Annotated in this window: 19 protein-coding genes; 11 read left to right on the top strand and 8 right to left on the bottom strand. The window is 72.9% G+C overall.

From position 1 onward, the window contains the following. Window position 1: 1 nt before the first annotated feature. From BLQ67_RS00960 to BLQ67_RS00945, 4 genes are read left to right on the top strand one after another with little or no spacing between them, the layout of a single operon-like run. Window positions 2–1,570 carry a class I adenylate-forming enzyme family protein gene (locus tag BLQ67_RS00960; RefSeq protein WP_092501641.1) on the top strand — a complete coding sequence of 523 codons (1,569 nt, stop codon included), beginning with the start codon at window positions 2–4 and terminating at the stop codon, window positions 1,568–1,570. 32 nt (window positions 1,571–1,602) lie between these two features. Beyond that, window positions 1,603–2,433: an SDR family NAD(P)-dependent oxidoreductase gene (locus tag BLQ67_RS00955; protein WP_092501639.1), complete on the top strand. Its 831-nt coding sequence runs from the start codon at window positions 1,603–1,605 to the stop codon at window positions 2,431–2,433. After that, a complete protein-coding gene (locus BLQ67_RS00950) occupies window positions 2,430–3,533 on the top strand; it encodes an alcohol dehydrogenase catalytic domain-containing protein (RefSeq protein WP_092501638.1) in 1,104 nt (367 codons plus the stop codon). The genes BLQ67_RS00955 and BLQ67_RS00950 overlap by 4 nt, the downstream gene beginning before the upstream one ends. After that, entirely contained in the window at window positions 3,530–4,009 is a 480-nt protein-coding gene (locus BLQ67_RS00945) for an acyl-CoA thioesterase (RefSeq protein ID WP_231945113.1), read from the top strand. The genes BLQ67_RS00950 and BLQ67_RS00945 overlap by 4 nt, the downstream gene beginning before the upstream one ends. On the opposite strand, the gene BLQ67_RS00940 is transcribed toward BLQ67_RS00945, so the two are convergent. Together BLQ67_RS00940 and alr are read right to left on the bottom strand one after the other, a co-directional pair. After that, window positions 4,006–4,944, bottom strand: a complete 939-nt coding sequence (locus tag BLQ67_RS00940; RefSeq protein ID WP_092501636.1) for a D-alanine--D-alanine ligase family protein — start codon at window positions 4,942–4,944, stop codon at window positions 4,006–4,008. The genes BLQ67_RS00945 and BLQ67_RS00940 overlap by 4 nt on opposite strands. After that, window positions 4,935–6,053, bottom strand: coding sequence for an alanine racemase (gene alr, locus BLQ67_RS00935; protein WP_092501634.1), 1,119 nt, complete (start codon window positions 6,051–6,053; stop codon window positions 4,935–4,937). Before alr ends, BLQ67_RS00940 begins: the two co-directional genes overlap by 10 nt. Before the next feature lie 115 nt (window positions 6,054–6,168). Between alr and BLQ67_RS00930 the strand changes: the two genes are divergently transcribed. The 7 genes from BLQ67_RS00930 to BLQ67_RS00900 all read left to right on the top strand — a co-directional run bounded on the left by BLQ67_RS00930 (window position 6,169) and on the right by BLQ67_RS00900 (window position 14,151). After that, entirely contained in the window at window positions 6,169–7,335 is a 1,167-nt protein-coding gene (locus BLQ67_RS00930) for a M24 family metallopeptidase (protein WP_092501632.1), read from the top strand. Beyond that, window positions 7,332–8,534, top strand: a complete 1,203-nt coding sequence (locus BLQ67_RS00925; protein WP_092501630.1) for a M20 family metallopeptidase — start codon at window positions 7,332–7,334, stop codon at window positions 8,532–8,534. Before BLQ67_RS00930 ends, BLQ67_RS00925 begins: the two co-directional genes overlap by 4 nt. 9 nt (window positions 8,535–8,543) lie before the next feature. After that, the gene (locus tag BLQ67_RS00920) at window positions 8,544–9,797 is read left to right on the top strand and encodes an NAD(P)/FAD-dependent oxidoreductase (protein ID WP_092501628.1); all 1,254 of its coding nucleotides are present in this window, start codon (window positions 8,544–8,546) and stop codon (window positions 9,795–9,797) included. A 137-nt stretch (window positions 9,798–9,934) separates the two neighbouring features. Next, window positions 9,935–11,296: an MFS transporter gene (locus BLQ67_RS00915; RefSeq protein WP_092506699.1), complete on the top strand. Its 1,362-nt coding sequence runs from the start codon at window positions 9,935–9,937 to the stop codon at window positions 11,294–11,296. Window positions 11,297–11,422: 126 nt separating this feature from the next. Then, window positions 11,423–12,574, top strand: a complete 1,152-nt coding sequence (locus tag BLQ67_RS00910) for an SLC13 family permease (RefSeq protein WP_092506698.1) — start codon at window positions 11,423–11,425, stop codon at window positions 12,572–12,574. A gap of 52 nt (window positions 12,575–12,626) precedes the next feature. Then, a complete protein-coding gene (locus BLQ67_RS00905; protein ID WP_092501626.1) occupies window positions 12,627–13,415 on the top strand; it encodes a DUF1684 domain-containing protein in 789 nt (262 codons plus the stop codon). Between the two features lie 262 nt (window positions 13,416–13,677). After that, window positions 13,678–14,151: a DUF3145 domain-containing protein gene (locus BLQ67_RS00900; protein WP_092501624.1), complete on the top strand. Its 474-nt coding sequence runs from the start codon at window positions 13,678–13,680 to the stop codon at window positions 14,149–14,151. Window positions 14,152–14,220: 69 nt separating this feature from the next. Here BLQ67_RS00900 and BLQ67_RS00895 read toward each other — a convergent pair whose 3' ends face one another. From BLQ67_RS00895 to aceE, 6 genes are all read right to left on the bottom strand, one after another. Beyond that, window positions 14,221–15,456 (bottom strand): beta-ketoacyl-[acyl-carrier-protein] synthase family protein, encoded by a 1,236-nt coding sequence (locus BLQ67_RS00895; protein ID WP_092501622.1) that lies wholly within the window; start codon window positions 15,454–15,456, stop codon window positions 14,221–14,223. Window positions 15,457–15,536: 80 nt separating this feature from the next. After that, complete coding sequence (locus BLQ67_RS00890) at window positions 15,537–15,785, bottom strand: acyl carrier protein (RefSeq protein WP_092501620.1); 249 nt, start codon at window positions 15,783–15,785, stop codon at window positions 15,537–15,539. Between the two features lie 35 nt (window positions 15,786–15,820). Beyond that, entirely contained in the window at window positions 15,821–16,816 is a 996-nt protein-coding gene (locus BLQ67_RS00885; RefSeq protein WP_092501618.1) for a beta-ketoacyl-ACP synthase III, read from the bottom strand. Further along, window positions 16,813–17,733: an ACP S-malonyltransferase gene (locus tag BLQ67_RS00880; protein ID WP_092501616.1), complete on the bottom strand. Its 921-nt coding sequence runs from the start codon at window positions 17,731–17,733 to the stop codon at window positions 16,813–16,815. Before BLQ67_RS00880 ends, BLQ67_RS00885 begins: the two co-directional genes overlap by 4 nt. 79 nt (window positions 17,734–17,812) lie before the next feature. Then, window positions 17,813–18,973, bottom strand: a complete 1,161-nt coding sequence (locus BLQ67_RS00875) for a PucR family transcriptional regulator (RefSeq protein WP_197674616.1) — start codon at window positions 18,971–18,973, stop codon at window positions 17,813–17,815. A 9-nt stretch (window positions 18,974–18,982) separates the two neighbouring features. Beyond that, complete coding sequence (gene aceE / locus BLQ67_RS00870; RefSeq protein ID WP_092501614.1) at window positions 18,983–21,703, bottom strand: pyruvate dehydrogenase (acetyl-transferring), homodimeric type; 2,721 nt, start codon at window positions 21,701–21,703, stop codon at window positions 18,983–18,985. Between the last annotated feature and the right edge of the window lie 280 nt (window positions 21,704–21,983).

Genomic DNA, 21,983 nt, shown 5'->3' with positions numbered 1-21,983 from the left:
CATGGCCGTCATCGACTTCTTCGACCGCGGCTGGGCCCTCAACCCGCAGGGCGCCGCGTACGTCTCGACCACGGGCACGTGGACCTACGAGGAGGCGGGCCGCACGACGTGCCGCGTCGCCAACGCCCTGCTCGACGCGGGCGCGACGAGCGACACGAAGGTCGCCGTGCTCTCGCCGAACGACCCGCTCGCGTGGCTGTGCGTGCTCGGCACATGGCGCGCCGGCGCCACGTGGGTGCCGCTCAACCCCGACAGCCCCGTCGAGGACTCGCTCACGCTGCTCACGCGCTTCCACGCCGAGTGGCTGCTGTACCACTCGTCGATGGCGGATGCGGCGCTCGCGGCGCTCGCCCAGGTGCCGACGCTGCGACGCATCGTGTGCATCGACGACGACGCGGCGCCCGACGCGCTCGCGACGATGCTCGCGGCCGCGAGCGACGCGAAGCCGCACGTCGCGGTGCAGATGGACGACGTCATCTCCATCGCGCCCACGGGTGGCACGACGGGGCTGCCGAAGGGCGTCATGAACACGCATCGCACGTTCACGACGTCGTTCACGAACATGATGCTCGGCTTCCCCTACACGGCAGGCGAGCACGCGGTGAGCCTCGCGGCGGCACCGATGACGCACTCGTCGGGCATGTACTCCATGCCGGTGTCGGCGCGCGGCGGCACCGTCGTCGTCATCCCGCGCGCGCACGCCGACGCGATCCTCGACGCGATCGAGCAGCACGGCGTCACCGAGCTCTTCCTGCCGCCGACGGTGATCTACCGCATCCTCGACCGGCTCGAGCATCGGGGCGCCGACACGTCGAGCCTCAAGTACCTCATCTACTCGGCGGCGCCGATGTCGACCGAGAAGCTGCGCGTCGCCATCGATCGCCTCGGACCGGTCATGACCGAGGTGTACGGGCAGATGGAGGCGCCTGCCGGCATCACCTACCTGAGCCCGCACGACCACTTCGTCGACGGCGTGCTCGGCGGCGAGCTGCACGGCGACGACGTGCTCGCCTCGTGCGGCCGCCCGTTCCCGTCGGTCGAGGTCGGCGTGCTCGACCCCGAGTCGTCGCAGCGGGTCGCCGACGGCGAGACGGGCGAGATCTGCGTGCGCGGCGACATCGTCATGCGCGGCTACTACGACGACCCCGAGCGCACCGCCGAGACCGTGATCGACGGGTGGCTGCGCACGGGCGATCTGGGGCACGTGGATGCGGCGGGCCGCATCCACCTCACCGATCGCCGCAAGGACATGATCATCTCGGGCGGCTTCAACGTGTACCCGAGCGAGGTCGAGCAGGTGATCTGGTCGCATCCGGCCGTGCAGGACTGCGCGGTCGTGGGCGTGCCCGACCCCGACTGGGGCGAGCGCGTGACGGCGGTCGTCGAGCTCAACGAGGGTCAGACGGCGACGGCCGACGAGATCGTGGCACTGTGCAAGGAGCGGCTGGGCGGCGTGCGCACGCCGAAGCAGGTCGAGTTCGTCGACTCGCTGCCCCGCAGCGTCAACGGCAAGGTGCTGAAGAAGGACATCCGCGAGCGCTTCTGGAGCGGTCATGCGCGGAGGATCTGAGATGGGGCGCGAGTCCCGGGAGGAGCAGCGACGTGGCTGAGCTCGACGACAAGGTGGCGATCGTGATCGGGGCGGGGTCCAGCGGACCCGGGCTCGGCAACGGCAAGGCGACGGCGATCTGCTTCGCCCGCGAGGGGGCGACGGTGGTGTGCGCCGACCGCTCGCTCGAGGCGGCGGAGGAGACGGTCGCGATCATCCGCGGCGAGGGGTTCGACGCCACGGCGGTCGCGCTCGACGCGACCGACGAGGGGCAGATCGCCGGGCTCGTCGCGGCGACGGTGCGCGACCACGGCCGCATCGACGTGCTCGACAACAACGTCGGCATCACGATGATGGGCGGCGTCACGGCGACGACGGTCGAGGACTGGGACACCGTCATGCGCGTGAACCTCACGACGGCGATGCTCGCGATGAAGCACGTCATCCCCGTCATGGCGGATGCGGGCGGCGGATCGATCATCAACATCTCGTCGACCGCGAGCCTCGGCTGGGCCGGCGTGCCGTACGCGTCGTACTACGCGAGCAAGGCGGCGCTGAACATGCTCACGCGCACGACCGCGGCGGAGCACGCGCACGCGGGGGTTCGCGTGAACGCGATCCTGCCCGGCATGATGAAGACCCCGATGGTGGGCGGCAACGCGAGCCTCGCGGCGCACTACTCCGGCGGCGACGTCGAGGAGATGTGGGCCAAGCGCGCACGCCAGATCCCCATGGGCTTCATGGGCGAAGGGTGGGACGTGGGCAACGCGGCGGTGTTCCTCGCGAGCGATCGCGCGCGCTACGTCACGGGCCTCGAGCTCGTCGTCGACGGCGGCCTCACGCTCGGCTGGGCCGGCTCCGAGGCGATCACGGCGCGCGCATGACGACCATCCGCGGTGCCGTGCTGCACGAGATCGGCGCCGAGCGGCCGTACGCCGAGTCGCGGCCCCTGCGGGTCGAGACGCTCGAGCTCGCCGGCCCCGGTGCGACGGAGGTGCTCGTGCGCATCGAGTGCGCGGGCCTGTGCCACTCGGATCTCTCGGTCGTCGACGGCAATCGGGCGCGGCCCGTGCCGATGCTGCTCGGCCACGAGGCCGCGGGGATCGTCGAGGAGGTCGGCACGTCCGTGCCGGCGCTCGCGGTCGGCGACCGCGTCGTCATGACGTTCCTGCCGCGCTGCGGCGAGTGCCGCGGCTGCGCGTCGAACGGCGCGAGCCCGTGCGAGCGCGGGTCGGCGTCGAACGCAGCGGGCACGCTGCTGTCGGGCGAGCGCCGCCTCTCGATGGCGGGGGAGCCCATCCATCACCACCTCGGCGTCTCGGGCTTCGCGACCCACGCGGTCGTCGATCACCGCTCGGTCGTTCGCGTCGACGCCGACGTGCCCGCCGACGTCGCGTCGCTGCTCGGCTGCGCCGTGCTCACGGGCGGCGGTGCCGTGCTCAACGCCGCGCGGCCCGAGCCCGGCTCGACCATCGGCATCGTGGGCCTCGGGGGCGTCGGCATGGCCGCGGTGCTCGTCGCGCTCGGCGTGCCCGACGTCGAGGTCGTGGCGATCGACCCCGTGGCCGAGAAGCGTGCGCTCGCCGAGCGCCTCGGTGCCCGCGCTGCGACGGCCGACGAGCTCAGCGATGCGGGGGAGCGGTTCGCGACCGTCGTCGAGGCCGCAGGGGCGATCCCGGCGCTCGAGGCCGCCGTCGCGCTCACGGCACCCGGCGGTCGCACCGTCACGGTCGGCCTGCCGCATCCCGACGCGCGCCTCGCGCTCTCGCCCACGGCGCTCGTCGGAGAGGGCCGCTCGCTCGTCGGCAGCTACCTCGGCTCGGCGGTGCCGTCGCGCGACATCCCGCTGTACGCGCAGATGTGGCGCGAGGGCAGGCTCGACGTCGACGTGCTCGTGTCGAGCCGCATCGGCCTCGACGAGATCGCCGCCGGCATGGATGCGCTCGCGTCGGGTGCTGCGCTGCGGCAGATCGTCGACCTGTGACGGCCCTGCGCGACCTGCGGGCCGCGACGCTCGCCGACTTCGCGTGGCGCACCGACGTCGACACGCGGTGGGCCGACAACGACAGATACGGGCACCTCAACAACGCCGTCTACCTCGCGCTGTTCGACTCGGCGATCAACCGCCTCGTGCACGACCGCGTCGCACCGCCGTGGGACCTCGAGGCGCGCGGCGTCGTGGCGGAGTCGGGCACGGCGTACTTCCGCGAGCTCGGCTATCCCATGTCGCTCGCAGTCGGGCTCTCGGTCGAGCGGCTCGGCTCGTCGTCGGTGACGTACCGCCTCGCGCTCGCCGAGCGGGATGCCGACGGGCCCATCGCGGCAGCCGGGCACTGGGTGCACGTGTACGTCGACCCTGCGACGGGTGCGCCGACGGCGATCCCGGCCGCGCTGCGTGCCGTGCTCGAGCCGCTCGTGCGCGACGCCCCGGCGCGCGAGGACCCGACGGCGAACGGCTAGACGGTCTCGAGCGCGCCGACGGCGCCGCGCACGAGGCCGTCGACGAGGTCGTCGAACGGCACGCCCGCGTGCGCGAGCATGCGCGGCACCTGGCTGAGGCGCGTCATGCCGGGCATCGTGTTGACCTCGTTGCAGATGAGGGCGTCGCCGTCGACGAACCAGTCGACGCGGGCGAGCCCGCGGCAGCCGAGCGCAGCGAACACGCGCAGCGACTCCGCCTCGAGCCGGGCACGCACCTCGGGCGAGAGGCGCGCCGGCACGACGAAGGGCGGCTCGCCGCCGTACTTCGCCGACGCGTCGAACACCCCGCCGGGCTCGCGCACGATCTCGAGCGGCGAGCCGACCCGCACCACGCCATCGAGCTCGACGACCGCGACGTCGACCTCCATGCCGCCCGCGTACCGCTCGACGAGCATCGGCTGCTCGGCGCACGCCTCGGCGACGTCCGTCGACGTCTGCGCCACGAGCAGGCCCACGCTCGAGCCGTCGGCGAGCGGCTTCACGACGACGGGCGATCCGAGCGCCGCGACCGCCGCTGCCGCATCCGCCGCCGACGCCACGACGCGACCCTCGACCGTCGCCACGCCGTGCGCGGCGAGCACGGCCTTCGTCACGTCCTTGCGCATGCAGACGGCGCTCGCTTCGACGCCGCAGCCCACGAACGGCACGCCGAGCGTCGTGAGGAACCCCTGCAGCGTGCCGTCCTCGCCGCCCGCGCCGTGCAGCGCTGGGAAGACGACGTCGACCTCCGCGAGCGCGGACACGAGCTCGGGATGCGCGTGCGCCACGCCGTCGACCGTCCATGACCCGTCGCGCGCGATCGTCGCCCGCGCGACCTCGTGACGCGTCGCGAGCGCGTCCGCGACCGCCGCGGCGCTCGCGAGCGACACGTCGTGCTCGTTCGACACGCCACCACCGACGACCATCACGCGCATGCCGCACCTCCCGTGAACGATCGCTGCCACCGTGCGCCCAGGTGCGTGACGATGTCGTGCGCGATCGTGCCCGACCATCCTGCCCACTCGCCGAGCGTCGGCGCACCGGGCTCGGTGCCGACGAGCGTGATGGGCTCGCCGGGCTCGACGCCCGCGTCGCCCACGTCGACGACGACCTGGTCCATCGACACGGCGCCCACGACGCGCGCACGCCGCCCGCGCACGAGCACCTCGGCGCGGCCGGAGGCGACGCGCGGGATGCCGTCTGCGTAGCCCACGGGGATGGTCGCGAGGCGCGTGCGCCGGTCGGCGACCCACGCGTGGTCGTAGCCCACGCCCGTGCCGGCGGCGACGTCGCGCACGACGACCGCCGGCGCGGCGAGGCCGATGACGGGCGCGAGCGCGTCGCCGCCCGCGGGGTCGATGCCGTACAGTCCGGCGCCGACGCGCACGAGCTCGTACTCGGTGCCGACGCCGCGCAGCGCCGACGCCGTCGCCGCGACGTGGCGCACCTGCGGCACGAAGCCGCGGCGGGCGGCCGTGCGCACGGCGTTGTCGAACAGCATCCGCTCGGTGCGGTTGCGCGGGTCGTCGGGATGCGCCGCGTGGCTCAGGTGCCCCATGACGCCCACCGCCTCGACGACGCCCATGCGCGCGAGGGCGCCCGCGAACGTCACGAGCTCGCGCCACGCCTCGCGCGGCGCGCCATCGCGGGCGATGCCGAGGTCGACGTGCAGGTGCACGCGGGCGCGCTCGCCCGTCGCCCGCGCCGCCGCGACGACCGCACGCAGGTGCGCGAGCGACGGCACCGCCACGTCGACGCCCGCCGCGACCGCGGGGTCGAAGTCGGCCGCGGGAGAGGCGAGCCATGCGAGCGTGCGCGCGCCCGTGCGCTCGCGCAGCGCGACGGCCTCGGCGAGCGACGTCGTGCCGAGCCAGTCGGCGCCGTGCGCCAGCAGGTGCTGCGCCACGTCGCCGTGGCCGAACGCATCCGCCTTCACGACCGCGACGAGACCGCGCGAGCGCTGCCGGAACGTCGCGACGTTGGCGCCGAGCGCGTCGAGGTCGACGTGCAGCTCGGGGCCGGCGAGCAGGGTGGTGGTGGGCATGCTCCCACCATCGCCGCGGGGGTGGGGCCCGCGCGTCCGCCGCGAGGTCGGGCCGCCTCATCCCTGCGGATGATCCGCACGGGTAGCGTGGCTCGGACCCGTCGATCGGAGTCGCATGCCCTTCGCCCCCGCCGAGCTCGCCGCTCGCCTCGAGGCCGTGCGCCAGCGCATGGCGGCCGCCGACCTCGACGCGCTCGTCGTCGCCGACCCTGCGAACATCCACTACCTCACGGGCTACGACGCGTGGTCGTTCTACATGCCGCAGCTGCTGCTCGTCACGCACGACGACGATCCGGTGCTCGCGCTGCGCGCCATGGACGCGAACGGCGCGCACCGCACGGCGCAGCTGCCCGCGTCGCGCATCCTCGGCTACCCCGAGTCGTGGGTGCACCAGCCCGACCGGCACCCGTTCGCGTGGATCGTGGATGCGCTGCGCGAGCGGGGGCTCGTGCGCCCGGGCCGCGTCGGCGTGGAGGCCGAGGCGCACTTCCTCACGGTGCGGTCGTACCTCGCGCTGCAGGCGGCTGCGCCCGAGTGGACGCTCGTCGACGATCGGCAGCTCGTCAACTGGGCGAGGCTCGTGAAGAGCCCGGCGGAGCTCGAGCGGATGCGTGAGGCGGGCCGCGTGTGCACGGCCGCGATGCTCGCGGGCTTCGAGGCCATCCGCCCCGGCATGGGACAGCACGAGCTCGCGGCGGTCGTCGCGCACGCGCAGGCGATGGGCGTCGACGGCGTCGCGGGCGACTACCCGGCGATCGTGCCGATGCTGCCGACGGGGGAGTCGGCCGACACCCCGCACATGACGTACTCGGGGCGCGTGCTCGAGGCGGGCGAGGCGGTGTCGTTCGAGATCGCGGGCGTCTCGCAGCGCTACCACGCGCCGCTCGCGCGCACGGTGTCGCTCGGGCCGCCGTCGCCCGACCTGCGCTCGCTCGCGTCGGTGGCGGCCGACGGCCTCGACCTCGTGCTCGACGCGATGCGGCCGGGCGCGACGCTCGCCGAGGTGCACGGCGTCTGGCAGGCGCACCTCGCGCGCGCCGGCTACGAGAAGGCGTCGCGGCTCGGCTACTCGATCGGCATCGGCTACCCGCCCGACTGGGGCGAGCACACCGTCTCGGTGCGCGGCGACGACGACACGGTGCTCGAGCCCGGCATCACGCTGCACGTCATCGCCGGCATGTGGATGACCGGCTTCGGCTGCGAGCTCTCGGAGTCGGTCGCGGTGACGGATGCGGGCGTCGAGCTGCTCACGCACGTGCCGCGCGAGCTGGTGGTGCGATGAGCGGCGCCGACGTCGACCGGGCGCTCGCGCTCGTCGACGAGGCGACGATCGTCGCCGACGCGTCGAGCCTCATCCTCGCCGCGTCCGAGAACCCCGGCGGCACCGAGGCCCGTGCGGCGCGGGCACTCGTCGCGATCGCGTCGCGGCTCGGCGGGCGCGTCACGGTGGAGGATGCTGCGCCGGATCGGCCGAACGCGTCGGTGCGCTTCGGGCCCGACGCCGACGCGTCAGGCGGGGCGGGGTTGCTCTTCCTCGGCCACAGCGACGTCGTGCCGGCCGGGCCGGGCTGGACGCACGACCCGTTCTCGCCGACCGTCGTCGACGGCACGCTCGTCGGGCGCGGCTCGACCGACATGAAGGGCGGCCTCGCGGCGGTGCTGCAGGCGCTCGCGGCCGTGCACCGCATCCGCCCCGACGTGCCGCTCGAGCTGCTCGTCACGGCCGACGAGGAGGACCTCGCCATCGGCATGGCGGCGCACCTGCGGCACGCGCCGCGGCCGTACCGCGCGTGCATCGTCGCCGAGCCGACCGACCTCGCGACCGTCGTCGCGTGCCGCGGTGCGTCGAACCACGAGATCGTCGTGTCGGGTCGCGCCGCGCATGCCGGCCGACCCGAGGATGGCGCATCGGCGATCACGGGCGCGGCGGTCGTCGTCGAGGCGATCCTCGCCGACCATGCGCGACTGCGGGCGTCGGCGTCAGGGCTGCTGGGCTCGGCCTCGTGGAGCATCGGTCGCATCGACGGCGGCCACGCGACGTCGATCGTGCCCGACCGGTGCGCGCTGCTCGTCGACCGGCGCCTCATGCCGGGCGAGGATGCGTCGGCGGTGCTGCAGGCGCTGCTCACCGCGGCGCGGCCCGCGGTCGAGGCGCTCGGCTGCACCGTCGAGGGGCGCACGCTCATGGCGATGCCCGGGTTCACGACGGATGCGGCGCATCCGCTCGTCGACGCGGCCGTCGCGGCGCTCGCCGACGAGGGGCACGCGAGCCCCGTCGAGGCGTGGACGGCAGCGTGCGAGGGCGGCTTCGTGGCCGAGCATCACGGCTGCCCGACGATCATCCTCGGCCCCGGCGACATCACGGGCCAGGCGCATCAGCCCGACGAGCACGTGCGCATCGTCGACCTCGGCACGGCGTCTCGCGCGTACGTGCGCCTGGCGCTGGTGCTCGCGGGCGACGAGCCCACCCCCATCCCGTAGCGTCGACCCATGGATCGCCACGACGTCATCGTGCTGGGCGCAGGGCTCGCAGGCCTCCGCGCCGCGACGCGCCTCGCCACCTCCGGGCTCGACGTCGTGATCCTCGAAGCCGAGGATGCCGTCGGCGGTCGCCAGCGCACCGACGCGGTCGACGGCTTCCTGCTCGACCGCGGCTTCCAGGTGCTGAACCCCGCGTACCCGGCGGTGCGACGCTGGGTCGACGTCGACGCGCTCGGGCTGCGGTCGTTCCCGATCGGCGTGCGCGTGCGCCGCGAGCACGGGCTCGTCGAGCTCGCGCATCCGACGCGGCATCCCTCGCGCCTGCGCGCGACGCTCGCGAGCGGCCTCCTCGACCCGCGCGAGCTCGCGGCCCTCGCGGCGTGGGCCGCACCGCCGATCGCAGCCCCTCGGCACACGATCCACGCGGCCCGCGACGGCGACGACGCCCGACTCGCCGAGGAGTGGGACCGCCTCGGCGTCGACGGCCCGCTGCGCCGCGAGGTGCTCGAGCCGTTCCTCGCCGGCGTGCTCGCCGAGGGCACCGGCGCGACGTCGGATGCCTTCGTGCGCCTGCTCGTGCGCATGTTCGCGCTCGGTCGCCCCGGGCTGCCGGCCGGCGGCATCCAGGCGCTGCCCGAGCAGCTCGCCGCATCGGCGCAGGATGCGGGGGCCGAGGTCCGCCTCGGCCACCGCGCCGAGGGCATCGCGATCGACAGCGACGCCGCACGGGTCGACGTCGTGGGCGGCGACCCCGTGCACGCCGACGCGGTGATCGTCGCGGTCGGCCCCGAGCACGTCGCGAGCCTCGCCGACGTGCGTGCGCCCGCGACGCGCGGCCTGCAGACGTGGTGGCTCGACGCGCCCGCCTCGCCGACGCGGTCGCGCATGCTGCACCTCGACGGCACGCGCTCGGGTCCCGTGCTGCACGCGGCCGTCGTCTCCGGCACGGCGCCCACGTACGCGCCGCGCGGCCGCTTCCTCGTCGAGGCGACGTGCCTGCTCGGGTCGGCGACCGAGGCCGACGTGCGCGCGCAACTGCGCCTCGTGTGGGGCGCGGAGGTGGAGACGTGGCGTCTGCTGCGTCGCGACGACGTGCGCCACGCGCTGCCTGCGCAGGCGCCGCCGCTGCGCACGACGACGCGCGCGCGGGTCGGGGAGCGCACCTACGTCGCGGGCGACCACCGCGACACCGCCTCGATCCAGGGCGCCCTCGCGTCGGGCGATCGCGTCGCGCGCAGGGTGCTCGCCGACCTCGACGCCTGACGCTCCGACGCCTCACGCGTCGCATCCGTCCTGCGGATGTCGCAGGGCGCGCCTATGCTTCCGGCATGAGCGAGCCCACCCCCGGCGACGCCGTCTCGCCGCTCAGCACGGCCAACCCCGACGTGCCCGTCGACGGCATGCGCCGCTTCGGCCACGTGCTCGTCAACACGCTCGTCGCCAACGTCACGACGAGCTTCCTCTGGTTCGCGCTCACGTTCTGGGTGTACCTCGAGACGCGCTCGGTGCTCGCGACCGGCATCATCGGCGGCGCGTACATGCTGCTCATCGCGTTCTTCGCGATGCTCTTCGGCACGATCGTCGACCGGCATCGCAAGCACACGGTCATGGTGCTGTCGAGCGTCGTGACGCTCGCGTCGTTCTCGATCGCGGGCGTGCTGTACCTGCTCTTCCCCGAGTCGTCGCTGCTCGACCTCGGCGGCCCGTGGTTCTGGATCTTCTCGGGCATCATCCTCTTCGGCGCCGTCGTCGAGAACATGCGCAACATCGCGCTGTCGACCACGGTGACGCTGCTCGTGCCCGAGCATCGCCGCGCCAACGCCAACGGCCTCGTCGGCACGGTGCAGGGCGTCGCGTTCATGATCACGAGCGTCTTCTCGGGCCTCGCGATCGGCTTCCTCGGCATGGGCGTCACGCTCGGCATCGCCGCCGTCGCGACGGGCGTCGCGCTCGCGCACCTGCTGTTCGTGCGCATCCCCGAGGCGCAGCCCGAGGCCGACGGCGAGGCACGCCCGGCCGTCGACCTGCGCGGGGCGATCACGGCCGTGCGCGCGGCGCCGGGACTGTTCGCGCTCATCCTCTTCTCGACGTTCAACAACCTGTTCGGCGGCGTCTACATGGCGCTCATGGACCCGTACGGCCTCGAGCTGTTCCCCGTCGAGCTGTGGGGCATCGTGCTCGGCGTCGCGTCGACGGGCTTCATCGTCGGTGGCGCGATCATCGCCAAGACGGGCCTCGGTCGCAATCCCATCCGCACGATGCTCCTCATCGTCGTCGGCATGGGCCTGCTCGGCGCGCTCTTCACGATCCGCGAGTGGTGGCTGCTGTTCGCGATCGGCATCTGGGCGTGGATGGCGATGGTGCCGGCCGTCGAGGCGGCCGAGCAGACCGTCATCCAGAAGGTCGTGCCCTTCCAGCGGCAGGGTCGCGTGTTCGGCTTCGCGCAGGCGTTCGAGGCTGCCGCGGCACCCATCACGTCGTTCCTCATCGCGCCGATCGCGGAGTTCGCGATCATCCCGTACATGGCGAGCGAGCGCGGCCGGTCGTCGTTCGGCTGGCTGCTCGGCGACGGCGACGCGCGCGGCATCGCGCTCGTGTTCCTCGTCGCGGGACTGCTCACGATGGTGCTGGCGGTCGGCGCGTTCCTCACGCGCTCGTACCGCACGCTCTCGGCGCAGTACGAGGGGCAGACGGAGTCGGTCTCCGTCGCCGACGGTGCGGGCGCCGAGCCGGCGGCCGAGCAGGTCGACCCCCGGCGCTGAGCATCGCGCGCGTCGGCGCTCCTCGACGCATGATCGCGGGCGTACGATGCGATCGTGCGTGACGACGTCGAGCACGTCGGCTCGGCACGACGGCCCCTGCGGCAGCGTCTGCACGACCTCCCGTGGATCGGCCTCGCGGGCGCCGTGCTCGTGGTCGCCGGCGTCGTGCTGCTCGCGACGGGCGTGCTGCCGATGGATGCGGCTGCCGCGATCGGCGAGCGCACGTGGCCCGTGCTGCTGTTCGTCGTCGCGGCGACGATCGTGGCCGAGCTCGCGGCCGTCGCGGGCGTCTTCCACGCGATCGCCGAGCGGCTCGGTGCCATCGGCCTCGGGCGGGCGTGGGTCGTGTGGCTGCTCGTCGTGGCCCTCGCGGCCGTCGCCACGATCATGCTGTCGCTCGACACGACGGCGGTGCTGCTGACGCCCGTCGTCGTGCTGCTCGCGAGGCACCTGCGGCTCGATCCGCTGCCGTTCGCGCTCACGACGGTGTGGATCGCGAACACGGGCTCGCTGCTGCTGCCGGTGTCGAACCTCACGAACCTGCTCGCCGAGCACGAGCTGGGCCTCGGGCCCGCGCAGTTCGCGGCGCTCATGGCGCCTGCGGCGGTCGTGGGCATCGTCGTGCCCGCCGTCGCCGTCGCGCTCACGCATCGCCGCAGCCTCGCGGCGCGCTTCGAGCGGCAGCCGGTGGAGGCGGAGCCCGACCGCGTGCTGACGATCGGCGCGGGCGTCGTCGTCGCGCTGCTCGTGCCCGCGCTCGTGAGCGGCGTCGAGGTGTGGATCCCCGCATCCGCCGCCGCGCTGCTGCTGCTCGTGCTCGTCGCCGTGCGTCGCCGCGCGGCGCTGCGCTGGTCGCTCGTGCCGTGGCAGATCGTGGCTCTGGCCGTCGGTCTGTTCCTCGTCGTCGAGACGCTGCACGCGCGAGGCCTCGCGAGCGTGCTCGCCCCGATCGTCGGCACGAGCGACGGCCTCGGCGACCTGCTGCGCCTCGCCGGCTCCGGCGCCCTGCTCGCGAACGGCGTCGACAACCTCCCGGCCTACCTCGCGCTCGAGCCGCTCGCGACCGATCCGCTGCGCATGGCTGCGCTGCTCGTGGGCGTCAACGCCGGCGCCCTCGTGACCCCGTGGGCGTCGCTCGCGATCCTGCTGTGGCACGACCGGCTCGTCGCGATGGGCGTGCGCCTGTCGTGGGGTCGCTACATGCTGCTGAGCGTCGTCGTCGCGCCCGTCACGGTCGTGCTCGCGGTCGTCGCGCTGTGGCTGGCGCACGGCTCCTGACGCGCGGCGCGACGTGCGCCGACGGCATCCGCGATGTGCATAGGCTGGTCGCATGAGCTCCGAGCAGGACCACGCAGCCTTCCGCCGTCGGCGTGAGCAGAGCGTGCAGGCGGCACAGGGCGCGCTCGCGCTCGTCACGACCGCGTGGATCACCGAGCCCACCACGATCGACGGCGTGCCGGGCACGTGGGCGCCGACGCCCGCGGGCGACGGCGTCGCGCTGACCGCGACCGAGGCCGACGACGTGACGGTCGACGGCCGCGTCGTCGACGGCACCGTCGTCGTGCACCCGCACGACGGCATGACGCCGAGCCGCGTGCGCTTCGACGACACCCGCACCGGCTACGTGCTCACGCGCTCCGGCGGCGTGGGCGTACGCATCTGGGATGCGGAGTCCGACGCCATCGAGCGCTTCGAGGGCTTCGCCGCCTACGACTACGACCCCGCCTGGGTGCTCGAGGGCACGTTCGAGGCCGAGGGCGTCGAGACGCGCGTCGGCCGCAGCCAGGGCGGCGAGCGCGTGGAGCGCATGGCCGGCACGGTGCGCGCGACGATCGAGGGGCACGACGTGGCGCTGCTGGCGCTGCCCGACGGCGATGCGCTGCAGATCGTGTTCGCGGATGCGACGACGGGCGACGAGACGTACGGCGTCGGCCGGTTCCTGTTCGTGCGCCCGCGCCGCGACGGCTCGGTCGAGCTCGACTTCAACCGCGCGGTCGTGCCGCCCTGCTCGATGAGCGACCAGTTCAACTGCCCGCTGCCGCCGGCGCAGAACCGCCTGCCATTCGCGGTGCGCGCGGGGGAGCAGCGTCCGCTGCTCGCCGAGTCGCCCGTCGCCTGACGGGCCGCTCACCCGCATCCATCCGCTCGCGTATTGCAGGCGATTCCGCCTCTCGAGGGGAATGTTCCCTTGAACGCCGGAATCGCCTGCAATACGCAGCTCGGCCGGTCGACCCAGCGCCATCGCCGGCGCACAGCCACATGACAGGGTTGTGATTCGCAGGGTTCGAGGCGCATACTGATGCCGTCGACGCGTTCGGTCGGAGGGGAAGCCGCATCGAACGGAGGTCGACATGAGTGCGCTTGCAGAAGCCGTCCGCGGCATGGTGTTCATCCATGCTGCGCCCAAGGCGCTGTGCCCCCACATCGAGTGGGCGATCGGGCGCGCCCTCGGCGACCCCGCCGCCATCCGCTGGGAGGACCAGCCGGTGCTGCCCGGCGCGCGCCGCGCCGAGGTGCCGTGGGAGGGCCGCGAGGGCTCGGGTGCCGCGATCGCCAGCGCGCTGCGCGGCTGGCCGGACGTGCGCTTCGAGGTCACCGAGGAGGGCGGCGTCGAGGGATCGCGATGGATGCACACCCCGAGCCTCGGCATGACCCGCACGACGGTCGACGCGCTCGGCACCGTGCTCGTCTCCGAGCACCGCGTGCGCGCCGCCATGGAGCTCGCGGGCCGCGACCTCGCGGCGCTGCACCGCGAGCTGCGCGGTGCGCTCGGCACCGACTGGGACGACGAGCTCGAGGCGTTCCGTCACGCGAGCGACGCGAGCCCCGTCATCTGGCTGCACAAGGCCGGCTGAGCCGCCACCCAGCCCCACGGACACCGAGGCCCCGCCGAGTACGGCGGGGCCCTCGTGCACGTCTGGGCGTCAGATCGAGCGGAACGCCGCCACGGCGTTGTGCCCGCCGAAGCCGAACGAGTTCGAGATCGCCAGCTGCGCGCCCGAGCCGAGCTCGACGGGCGTCGACGAGATCGACAGCGGCGCCTCGGGGTCCTGCTCCTCGACGTTGATCGTCGGGGGAGCGAGGCGGTGGTGCAGCGCGAGCACCGTGAACGCGGCCTCGAGCGCACCCGTGCCGCCGAGCAGGTGCCCGTGGGCGCCCTTCGTGGCCGAGACGGGGATCTCGAGCGCGCGCTCGCCGAACACGCGACGCAGCGCCTTCACCTCGGCGACGTCGCCGACGGGCGTCGACGTGGCGTGGGCGTTGATGTGCGTGACGTCGTCGACCGACGCGCCCGCCTGCTCGAGCGCGGCGAGCACGGCGCGGCTGGCGCCGAGGCCCTCGGGCTCGGGAGCGGTGATGTGGTACGAGTCGGCCGTGACGCCGCCGCCCGCGAGCTCCGCGTAGATGCGGGCGCCGCGTGCGAGCGCGTGCTCCTCGGTCTCGAGCACGAGCGCCGCGCCGCCCTCGCCCATGACGAAGCCGTCGCGGTTGACGTCGTACGGACGCGATGCGTGCGCCGGGTCGTCGTTGCGGCGCGACAGCGCCTGCATCGACGCGAACGACGCGATCGTGATCGGGTGGATGGCCGACTCCGAGCCGCCGGCGATGACGACGTCGGCGACGCCCGCCTGCAGGTGCTCGTACGCCATGGCGATCGACTCGGTCGACGACGCGCAGGCGGATGCGACGGTGCGGGCGTAGGCGCGGGCCTCGAAGTGCATCGAGACGGCAGCCGACGGTGCGTTGGGCATGAGCATGGGCACGGTCATGGGGAGGACCCGGCGGGGGCCCTTCTCGCGCAGCGTGTCCCACGCGTCGAGCAGCGTCCAGACGCCGCCGATGCCGGTGGCCCAGTCGACGCCGAGGCGCTCGGGGGCGACGTCGGGCGATCCCGCGTCCTCCCACGCCTCCTTGGCGGCGACGAGCGCGAGCTGGCTCGAGGGGTCGAGGCGCTTCGCGACGGGGCGCTCGAGCACGGTGTCGGGGCGCACGGCCGCCTCGGCGGCGAACGTGACGGGCAGCTCGAGCTCGGCGACCCAGGGGTGCTCGAGCGAGCGTGCGCCGGACGCGCCGGCGAGCAGCGCATCCCAGGTCTCGTGGATGGTCCCGGCCAGCGGCGTCGTCGCGCCGATGCCGGTGACGACGATCTTCTTCGTCATGCAGGGGCTCTCTCGTGTCTTGGGGCGCGTCATCGCGCCTGCATGGCTGTGGGGCGACCTCGCGGCCGCCCCACGCGTGCTCAGGACTGCGCGTTCGTGATGAACGTGACAGCGTCGCCGACGGTCTTGAGGTTCTTGACCTCGTCGTCGGGGATCTTCACGTCGAACTTCTCCTCGGCGTTGACGACGATCGTCATCATCGAGATGGAGTCGATGTCCAGGTCGTCCGTGAACGACTTCTCGAGCTGGACGTTCTCGACCGAGATGCCGGTCTCGTCGTTGACGAGCTCTGCGAGCCCGGCGAGGACCTCATCGTTGGTCAGTGCCATCGTTCTTCTCCTTCAGTGCGGTAGCGGCTAAGAGCCTATGGGAGGACGACGACCTGCGCGCCATACACGAGACCGGCTCCGAAGCCGATCTGCAGGGCGAGGCCGCCGGAGAGCTCGGGGTGCTCCTCGAGCAGGCGGTGGGTGGCGAGCGGGATCGAGGCGGCCGACGTGTTGCCGGTCGTCTCGATGTCGCGGGCGATCGCCACGGTGTCCGGCAGCTTCAGCTGCTTCGCGAACTCGTCGACGATGCGCATGTTCGCCTGGTGGGGGATGAACGCGGCGAGGTCGTCGGCGGTGACGCCGGCCTCCTCGAGGGCGCGCTTGGCGACCTTCGCCATCTCCCACACGGCCCAGCGGAAGACGGTCTGGCCGTCCTGCCGCAGCGTGGGCCACGGCGCCCCCGACGCGATGTCGGTGTAGGGCGAGGTCATGCGGATGGTGTCCCACTTCGACCCGTCGGAGCCCCAGATGGACTTCGAGATGCCGGGCGTGTCGGACGGGCCGACGACGACGGCGCCCGCGCCGTCGCCGAGCAGGAACGAGATGGAGCGGTCGGTGGGGTCGACGACCTCCGACAGCTTCTCGGCGCCGATGACGAGCACGTACTCGCTCGTGCCGGCGCGCACGAGGGCGTCGGCCTGCGCGATGCCGTACGCGTATCCGGCGCACGCGGCCGAGATGTCGTAGGCGGCGGCGGGTGTCGCGCCGATGCGGTCGGCGATGAGCGATGCGAGCGACGGCGTCGCGACGTGGTGCGAGATCGTCGACAGCAGCACGGCGCCGATCTGCGACGCCTCGATGCCCGACTTCTCGATCGCCTCGTTCGCAGCGGCGAGGCACAGGTCGAGCAGCGTGACGTCGGCCGAGGCGCGCTTGCGCGAGATGATGCCGGTGCGCTGGCGGATCCACTCGTCGGACGAGTCGATGGGCCCGACGAGGTCGTCGTTCACCACGTTCAGGTCGCCGCGGGCGGCGCCGACCGAGAGGATGCGCGAGCCGGGGCGGGTCGCGGGGATGTGCAGCGTGGTCATGCGGTCTCCAGCAGCTCGATGGCGGCGGCGAGGTCGGCGGGCGTCTTCACGGCGACCGAGGGCACGCCCTTCATGCCGCGCTTGGCGAGGCCCACGAGCGCACCCGCGGGGGCGAGCTCGATGACGCCCGTGACGCCGGCGGCGAGGAATGCGTCCATGCACAGGTCCCAGCGCACGGGGTTGGCGACCTGGCCGACGATGAGGTCGAGGTAGGCGCGGCCGTCGACGACCTCGGAGCCGTCGGCGTTGGTCCAGAGCCGCAGCGTCGGCACGGCGGCCGACGTCTCGGCCGCCTTGGCGCGCAGGTGCTCGACGGCGGGGGCCATGTACGTCGTGTGGAACGCGCCTGCGGTCTGCAGCGGGATGACGCGAGCACCGGCGGGCGGCTCGGCCTTGAGCGCCTCGATGCCCTCGATGGAGCCGGCGACGACGATCTGCCCGCCCCCGTTGTAGTTCGCGGGGGAGAGACCCGTCTGGGCGAGGCGTGCCTCGAGCGCGTCGGCGTCGCCGCCGAGCACCGCGGCCATGCCCGAGGAGACCTGCGCCGCGGCGTCGGCCATCGCGCGGCCGCGCTCGCCGACGAGCGCCATGGCGTCGAGCGGCTCGAGCACGCCGGCGCCGACCGCTGCCGTGATCTCGCCGACGGAGTGGCCGGCGATGCCGCCCACGGCCTCGCGGCGGCCCGCCTCGCCCAGCAGGGCGTCGAGCGTGAGGATGCCTGCGGCCACGATGAGCGGCTGCGCGACCTGCGTGTCCTTGATGGTCTCGGCATCCGACTCGGTGCCGTGGGTCACGAGGTCGACGCCTGCGGCCTCGCCCAGCTGCTCGAGCCGGGTGCGGGCGGCGGCATCCTCGATCCACGGGGCGAGGAACCCCGGGGTCTGCGAGCCTTGTCCTGGAGCCACGACGACGATCACGGCATCCACCCTTCCACAGCGCGCGACCCGTCGCAGGCATGGCCGAGGGGTTGCATCCTGCCAGCGGCATGCACGACGCTCATCGGCGCGGCTCGCCGCCCTGGATGGCGCCGAGGATGAGCGCGGCGTGCAGCATGAACGACTCGCGGGCGCCCGTCGCATCCCAGCCGATGAGCTCGGAGATGCGCTTGAGCCGGTAGCGCACGGTGTTGGGGTGCACGAAGAGCTCGCGCGCGGTCGCCTCGAGCGAGCGACCGTTGTCGAGGTACGCCCACAGGGTGGTGAGCAGGTCGCTCGAGTGGTCGAGCAGCGGTCGGTAGATGGTGCGCACGAGCTGCTGGCGCGCGATGGGGTCGCCGGCGAGCGCCCGCTCGGGCAGCAGGTCGTCGGCGCGCACGGGCCGTGGTGCGCTGCGCCACGCCTTCGCGACGGCGAAGCCCGCGAGCGCCGTCTTCGCCGACCGCGACGCCTCGACGACGCTCGCGACGGGGTCGCCGAGCACGAGGTGGCCGGCACCGAACGAGCCCTCGAGCGCGCCGGCGATGTCGAGGAACGAGTACGGCGACTCCTCGTCGGTGATGACGCGACCGATCACGATCACGAGGCGCGCGCCCTGCACGCCCACGAGCACGTCGGCGTCGTGGTGGCGTGCCGTGCGGCGGATGACGTCGACGTCGACCTGCGGCGGCGCGACGCCCACGAGCACCGAGCAGTCGCCGTGCCCGGCCCAGCCGAGCGCTGCCGACCGCGACGGCAGCTCCTCGTCGTACTCGCCCGTGAGGATCGAGTCGACGACGAGCGCCTCGAGGCGCGCATCCCACAGCCCGCGCGACTCCGCCGCCCGTGCGTACACGTCGGCGGCGGCGAAGGCGATGTCGCGCGAGTAGAGCAGGATCGGCTCGCGCATCGACGTGTCCTCGCCCGCGATGCGGCGCTCGTACACCTCGACGACGACGCGGATGAGCTGCAGCGTCTGCTGCAGGCTCACCGAGCGCAGCAGCTCGCGCGGGGCCGCGCCGAACACGTCGGCCGCGATCCACGGCTGCGCATCCGGATCCTCGTACCACTCGATGAACGACGTGATGCCGGACTGCGCGACCGACCCCACCGCGGCCCGCCGCGACGGCGGCATCGTGCGGTACCACGGCAGGGTGTCGTCGAGCTCCTTCAGGACCTGCGACGACAGGTCACCCGCGATGCGGCGCAGCCACGCGAGCTGCTGCGCCTTCGTGCGATCCAATGCGGCCGACTAGGACTCGCCACCCGCCGAGCCGGACGTGCCGGCGTTGACGTCGTGGAGCGAGTACTTGTCGATCGCCTGCTGCACGGTGCCCAGCGGCACCTTGCCCTGGCGGGCGAGCGCCTCGAGGGCGCGCACCACGACCGAGTGGCTGTCGATGTGGAAGAAGCGACGGGCTGCGGCACGCGTGTCCGAGAAGCCGAAGTCGTCGGCACCCAGCGTCAGGTAGTCGCCCGGCACCCACTGGCGGATCTGGTCGGACACCGCGTGCATGTGGTCGCTCGTCGCGATGAACGGACCCTCGGCCTCCGACAGGCGCGTCGTGAGGAACGGCACGCGCTGCTCGTCCTGCGGGTGCAGGAAGTTGTGCTCCTCGGCGGCGAGCGCGTCGCGACGCAGCTCGGTCCACGACGTCACCGACCACACGTCGGCGCCGATGCCCCAGTCGTCGGCCAGCAGCTGCTGCGCCTCGACGACCCACGGCAGGCCGACGCCCGACGCGAGCAGCTGCACGCGCAGCTCCTGGTCGCCACCGGTCGAGACCTTGTGGATGCCGCGCACGATGCCCTCGACGTCGACGCCCTCGGGCTCGGCAGGCTGCACGAGCGGCTCGTTGTAGACCGTCAGGTAGTACATGACGTTCTCGGGGCTCGACCCGTACATCCGCTCGATGCCCGAGCGCATGATGTGCGCGATCTCGTAGCCGTACGCGGGGTCGTACGAGACCATCGCGGGGTTCGTGGATGCGAGCAGGTGCGAGTGGCCGTCGGCGTGCTGCAGGCCCTCGCCCGTCAGCGTCGTGCGGCCCGCGGTCGCGCCGATGATGAAGCCGCGCGCCATCTGGTCGCCCGCCGCCCACATCGCGTCGCCCGTGCGCTGGAACCCGAACATCGAGTAGAAGACGTAGATCGGGATGAGCGGCTCGCCGTGCGTCGAGTACGACGTGCCGGCGGCCGTGAAGGCTGCCATGGCGCCGGCCTCGTTGATGCCGACGTGCACGATCTGCCCGTCGGGCGCCTCGCGGTACTTCAGCAGCAGGTCGCGGTCGACCGACGTGTAGTTCTGGCCGTGCGGGTTGTAGATCTTCGCCGACGGGAAGAAGGCGTCGATGCCGAACGTGCGGGCCTCGTCGGGGATGATCGGCACGATGCGGTTGCCGAAGCCGTCGACGCGCAGCAGGTCCTTGAGCAGGCGCACGAACGCCATGGTCGTGGCGACCTCCTGCTTGCCGGAGCCCTTCTTCGGCAGCGCGTAGACCGAGTCGCCGGGCAGCGGGATCGTCGTCGACGTCGAGCGGCGCTCGGGCAGGTACCCGCCGAGGGCCTTGCGGCGCTCGTGCATGTACTGGATCTCGTCGGAGTCCGCACCCGGGTGGTAGTACGGCGGCAGGTAGGGGTTCTCCTCGAGCTGCGCATCCGTGATCGGCAGCTGCAGCTGGTCGCGGAAGCCCTTGAGGTCCTCGAGCGTCATCTTCTTCATCTGGTGGGTCGCGTTGCGACCCTCGAAGGTCTTGCCGAGCTGGTAGCCCTTGATGGTCTTCGCCAGGATGACGGTCGGCTGGCCCGTGTGCTCGACGGCCGCCTTGTAGGCCGCGTAGACCTTGCGGTAGTCGTGGCCGCCGCGCTTGAGGTTCCACACGTCGTCGTCGGACATGTCCTTGACGAGCTCGAGCGCCTTCGGGTCGCGACCGAAGAAGTGCTCGCGCACGAAGGCGCCGTCCTCGGTCTTGTACGTCTGGAAGTCGCCGTCGGGCGTGACGTTCATGAGGTTGCGCAGCGCGCCGTCGTCGTCGCGGTCGAGCAGGCCATCCCACTCGCGGCCCCAGACGACCTTGATGACGTTCCAGCCCGCACCGCGGAAGAACGACTCGAGCTCCTGGATGACCTTGCCGTTGCCGCGCACCGGGCCGTCGAGGCGCTGCAGGTTGCAGTTCACGACGAACGTGAGGTTGTCGAGGCCGTCGTTGGCCGCGAGCTGCAGCGCACCGCGCGACTCGACCTCATCCATCTCGCCGTCGCCGAGGAACGCCCAGACGCGGCTGTCGGAGCGGTCGAGGATGCCGCGGTTCGTGAGGTACTTGTTGGCCTGCGCCTGGTAGATCGCGTTGATGGGCCCGAGGCCCATCGACACGGTCGGGAACTGCCAGAACTCGGGCATGAGGCGCGGGTGCGGGTACGACGAGAGCCCGCCGCCCGCGTGGCTCTTCTCCTGACGGAAGCCGTCGAGCTGATCGGTGCTCAGTCGGCCCTCGAGGTAGGCGCGGGCGTACATGCCGGGGGAGGCGTGGCCCTGGTAGAAGATCTGGTCGCCGCCGGACTCGTGGTCGCGGCCGCGGAAGAAGTGGTTGTGGCCGACCTCGTACAGCGAGGCGCTCGACGCGTACGTCGAGATGTGGCCGCCCACGGCGATGCCGGGACGCTGCGCGCGGTGCACCGTCATGGCCGCGTTCCAGCGGATCCAGCGGCGGTAGCGGCGCTCGACGGCTTCGTCGCCGGGGAACTCCGGCTCGTCCTCGGCGGCGATCGTGTTGATGTAGTCGGTCGTGGGCACCATCGGCACGCCGAGGTGCAGGTCCTTCGACTTCTTGAGGAGGCTGAGCATGATCTCGCGAGCGCGCTCGTGACCGTGCGTCTCGACGAGCTGGCTGAGCGACTCCTGCCACTCCGCGGTCTCCTCGGGATCCCGGTCCATCGCGTTCACCGAGTAGGGATCCTGGTCGTTCACCGGCACTGCTGACTCCTGCGTGGCTCGTGGACTGCGACGTCTTGCTGCACCGGGGTCACCAGCGCGGCCGACCTATCCACTCTAGCCCGGGCGCGGATGCCGCTCGCGGCTGCTGCGCGGGTGGCGGAATCGGTGGGGTGGGCGTGGGTTGTCGTCGCCCTGTCGCGGCGCGTCGTCGCGCGGATGTCGCCGTTGCGAGGTGCGCTTGCTGCATTGAGGTGCTGTTGCAACCGCACCTGAGTGCAGCAACCGCACCCCGGAACGGATGCTGCGACGGCATCCACAC

Origin of the sequence: Agrococcus jejuensis (genome assembly GCF_900099705.1) — a bacterium.
GTDB lineage: Bacteria > Actinomycetota > Actinomycetes > Actinomycetales > Microbacteriaceae > Agrococcus > Agrococcus jejuensis.
The sequence above is the reverse complement of the archived record's forward strand: the minus strand, read 5'-3'. Positions and strand labels throughout refer to the sequence as shown.

Coding starts and splice junctions, on each gene's coding strand:
- BLQ67_RS00960 (WP_092501641.1), top strand. CDS start 2: ATGGCCGTCATCGACTTCTTCGACCGCGGCTGGGCCCTCAACCCGCAG.
- BLQ67_RS00950 (WP_092501638.1), top strand. CDS start 2,430: ATGACGACCATCCGCGGTGCCGTGCTGCACGAGATCGGCGCCGAGCGG.
- BLQ67_RS00940 (WP_092501636.1), bottom strand. CDS start 4,944: ATGCGCGTGATGGTCGTCGGTGGTGGCGTGTCGAACGAGCACGACGTG.
- alr (WP_092501634.1), bottom strand. CDS start 6,053: ATGCCCACCACCACCCTGCTCGCCGGCCCCGAGCTGCACGTCGACCTC.
- BLQ67_RS00930 (WP_092501632.1), top strand. CDS start 6,169: ATGCCCTTCGCCCCCGCCGAGCTCGCCGCTCGCCTCGAGGCCGTGCGC.
- BLQ67_RS00925 (WP_092501630.1), top strand. CDS start 7,332: ATGAGCGGCGCCGACGTCGACCGGGCGCTCGCGCTCGTCGACGAGGCG.
- BLQ67_RS00920 (WP_092501628.1), top strand. CDS start 8,544: ATGGATCGCCACGACGTCATCGTGCTGGGCGCAGGGCTCGCAGGCCTC.
- BLQ67_RS00915 (WP_092506699.1), top strand. CDS start 9,935: ATGCGCCGCTTCGGCCACGTGCTCGTCAACACGCTCGTCGCCAACGTC.
- BLQ67_RS00905 (WP_092501626.1), top strand. CDS start 12,627: ATGAGCTCCGAGCAGGACCACGCAGCCTTCCGCCGTCGGCGTGAGCAG.
- BLQ67_RS00900 (WP_092501624.1), top strand. CDS start 13,678: ATGGTGTTCATCCATGCTGCGCCCAAGGCGCTGTGCCCCCACATCGAG.
- BLQ67_RS00895 (WP_092501622.1), bottom strand. CDS start 15,456: ATGACGAAGAAGATCGTCGTCACCGGCATCGGCGCGACGACGCCGCTG.
- BLQ67_RS00890 (WP_092501620.1), bottom strand. CDS start 15,785: ATGGCACTGACCAACGATGAGGTCCTCGCCGGGCTCGCAGAGCTCGTC.
- BLQ67_RS00885 (WP_092501618.1), bottom strand. CDS start 16,816: ATGACCACGCTGCACATCCCCGCGACCCGCCCCGGCTCGCGCATCCTC.